This is a genomic window from Fructilactobacillus fructivorans (genome assembly GCF_000814735.1).
GTDB classification, from domain to species: Bacteria; Bacillota; Bacilli; order Lactobacillales; family Lactobacillaceae; genus Fructilactobacillus; species Fructilactobacillus fructivorans.
This window is the reverse complement of record NZ_JOJZ01000001.1, coordinates 1-787: the sequence shown is the minus strand read 5'-3', so window position 1 is coordinate 787 and position 787 is coordinate 1. Positions and strand designations below refer to the sequence as shown.

Here is a 787-nt window from a genome sequence, read left to right as displayed (position 1 = left end):
TGATATGAACCCCTTAAGTTGGACAAGAAAATCAACTTAAGGGGTTTTATTATGACGAAATTTAGTTACAAATTAAAAATGGAGATTGTTAAGCAATATCTTAATGGTGATAGCTCAATCAAACTATGTCGAAAATATGGCATAAGATCGTGTAGCTTGGTTCTTAATTGGGTTGATAGATTTAAACAATATGGAGAAAAAGGATTGACCGTTCGGTCAATCCAAAGAAAATATAGTAGCGCTGATAAACAAAACATATTAAACTGGATGAAACTAAATTGTGCCAGTTATCCAGAAACAGCGCTACATTTTGATATCACTTCTCCATCATTAATTTATCGATGGCAACGCTCGTTTGAACTTTACGGAATTTCTGGCTTAGATAATAAACGACTAGGGAGACCGACGATGAAACATAAAAAGAAGCTTCAGCCAGATAAAACTGATCGAAATGTCATGAAAGATTATGAAGAAATGAAACGTCTTAAAGACGAAAATATGATGTTGAAGATCCAAAATGAATATTTAAAAAAATTGAATGCCTTAGATCAAGACGAACAGCTCGACAAAAAGCACAAATAATTAATGAACTAAGGCGGCAATTCATGGTCAGCTTAACGTTGATTTTAAGGGCTGTTCAGATGTCACGAAGTACCTATTACTATTCGACGAAGTCGAATCAAAATCAAAAACTTGAAAATCCGATTAAAAAAGCTATCACGAAAATTAAACAATGTCACCCAAATTATGGTTATCGACGAGTAACGTTAGCTTTAAAGAATTTAGG

General features: G+C 33.4%; 1 protein-coding gene and 1 pseudogene. Both read left to right on the top strand.

What is annotated here, in order from left to right; translation table 11 throughout:
• Window positions 1-51 precede the first annotated feature (51 nt).
• Window positions 52-582 carry a helix-turn-helix domain-containing protein gene (locus LfDm3_RS00010; protein WP_039142778.1) on the top strand — a complete coding sequence of 177 codons (531 nt, stop codon included), beginning with the start codon at window positions 52-54 and terminating at the stop codon, window positions 580-582.
• 23 nt (window positions 583-605) lie between these two features.
• Window positions 606-787 (top strand): annotated as a pseudogene (locus LfDm3_RS06880) (hypothetical protein); the annotation flags it as partial.

Coding starts and splice junctions, on each gene's coding strand:
- LfDm3_RS00010 (WP_039142778.1), top strand. CDS start 52: ATGACGAAATTTAGTTACAAATTAAAAATGGAGATTGTTAAGCAATAT.